Below are 1,999 nucleotides of genomic sequence, written 5' to 3'. Positions count from 1 at the left end.
CCGCCGGGCCTGGCGGGCGGTGACTGCGGCGGCGTCCCGGGCCTTCATCAGCGGGACCGGGTCGAAGGCGCTGACGGGGTCGTGCCGCAGCCGGCGGGCGTAGTCCGCCTCGGCGGCGAGGGCGTCGGCCAGGGCGTCGCGCTGGGCGCCCCAGCGGCGGACGGGGAAGAGCACGATGAGCAGCGCCTGCACCACCCCGCCGGCGGCGATCATCGCCGCGTGCCCGGCGGCCTGCGGGACGGAGGTCGGCAGGGTGACGGTGACCAGCATGATCGCGACGTTGCCGGAGGCGATCATCCCGGCGGTCGGCCCGGCCGCCCACAGCAGCCCCGCCCCGAAGGACCACAGGGCCAGCATCGGCAGGAACAGCCCGATGTCGGCGGAGCCGACCAGGTAGCCGAGGAAGGTGGAGACGGCCAGGGTCAGCCCGGAGGCGAGGGCGAGCACGGGCCGGGGGCGCCAGCTCTGCTGGAAGGTGGCGACGGCGGCCATGAAGGCCCCGAAAGCGGAACTCGCGGCCGCGCCCGGCCCCAGGAAGGCCAGCCCCGCCCCGATGACGAGCGCCAGCCCGACGGCGGCCCGGAGCGCGACGAGCGGCTCCAGCCGCTGCCGCTCGACGGTCATGGCCGTGCGCGCGGTGCCCTTGAGCGCGCGCAGCCAGCCCATGGTGCCGAGCCTAACGGGCCCGCGCGTTTTCAGGATTTCTTCAGATTTGTACGGGACCCTTGCCGCGCTGTTCGATGGTCCCCAATCATCGATCTGCCCCTGAGCCCCTCACCCACGAAGTAGGTACCCATGCTCCGCAACGGCCTGGAGCCCTGGCACCTGATCATCGTCCTGGTGGTCTGCCTGATGCTGTTCGGTTCGAAGAAGCTGCCGGACATGGCCCGCTCCCTGGGCAAGTCGGCCCGCATCCTGAAGTCGGAGGCCCGCGCCATGCGCTCGGAGAACTCCCAGGACCCCGCCTAGCCGGCTAGGGCAGGGAGGCCCGCTTCCCGCCCACGTGGGCGGCGTCGGCGGCCGCGGTCCCGTCCTCCCACCCGGCGTGGTCGGTGGCCCCGCGCAGCCGCGTGGTCGTGGTCCGCGGGAACATCTCGTCGGCCCTGGACGTCACGGCCACGTCCCGTGCCACCAGCGCCGGCAGGTTGTCCGGCGCCTCGGCGGCCGTGTGCTCGGCGGTCTCGGCCAGGCGCCGGCCGAGCCGGCTGGCGTAGGCGAGGAGGAACGACTGCCGGAAGGTCTTGGTCCGCTTGCGTCCACCGGCCCGCTGGGCGGCCTCGGCCCGGGTCATGGCGGCCGTCCCCTGCACGAGCAGCGAGGTGAACAGCAGCTCGACGGCCTCCAGGTCGCTCTCGAACCCCACGACGGTCGAGAACTCGAACGCGCTGTTCCACACCGCCCGGCAGCGGTTGGCGGTGGCCACCGCGTCCAGCAGGACCGCCTTGGCCTCCTCGTACGGGGGCTCCACCCCGATCCGGCAGGCCCCGGGCACCTGCGCCGGCCCGCCGCCGCGCACGGCGAGCAGCGCCTCGTCCACGGTGTGCCGGGCCATCAGCTCCTGGGCCTTGGCGCTGAGGGCCTCGGCCTCCTCCGGATAGGTGGTCGCCTCGGCCTTGGCGAGCAGCGCCCGGATCCGCCCGAGCATCCGCGGCTCGATGTGCGCGTGCTCCGCGAGGTCCCCCGCCGGGTCCCCGGGGACGGGTCCCACCGGCTCGACGGACGGCAGCCGGACCAGCAGCCGGTACAGCTCCAGGACGGCGGTGGCCAGGGTGAACCGGTCGGCCCGCTCACGCCGCGCGAGCCCCTCCGCGTACGCCTCGTCCCCGGACCACCACACCTCCCCGGCACCCCAGCCGTCGGGTAGCCGCGCGTACCGGCGCGCCTCGGCGGCGACCAGGTCCCCGAGGACCCGCACGTGCACCTCGCCGAGGTCCCGCCGCACGAGCCGCTCCACATCGGCCGGCCGCCACCCCCGCTCCCAGCCCCGCCGCAGGAACCC

General features: G+C 75.0%; 3 protein-coding genes. 1 reads left to right on the top strand and 2 read right to left on the bottom strand.

The window, feature by feature from the left end:
- The coding region (locus VR44_RS04975; RefSeq protein WP_045946128.1) for an FUSC family membrane protein at positions 1-666 on the bottom strand (666 nt) is incomplete at its 3' end.
- Positions 667-795: 129 nt separating this feature from the next.
- Between VR44_RS04975 and tatA the strand changes: the two genes are divergently transcribed.
- Entirely contained in the window at positions 796-969 is a 174-nt protein-coding gene (gene tatA / locus VR44_RS04970) for a Sec-independent protein translocase subunit TatA (RefSeq protein ID WP_045946127.1), read from the top strand.
- 4 nt (positions 970-973) lie between these two features.
- Here the strand turns inward: tatA and VR44_RS04965 are convergent.
- Positions 974-1,999, bottom strand: a 1,026-nt coding sequence (locus VR44_RS04965) for a DUF2786 domain-containing protein (RefSeq protein WP_045946126.1), incomplete at its 5' end; no start/stop codon positions are given.

This window comes from Streptomyces katrae (genome assembly GCF_000966975.1).
Lineage (GTDB): Bacteria > Actinomycetota > Actinomycetes > Streptomycetales > Streptomycetaceae > Streptomyces > Streptomyces katrae.
This window is presented reverse-complemented; position numbering and strand designations above follow the sequence as displayed.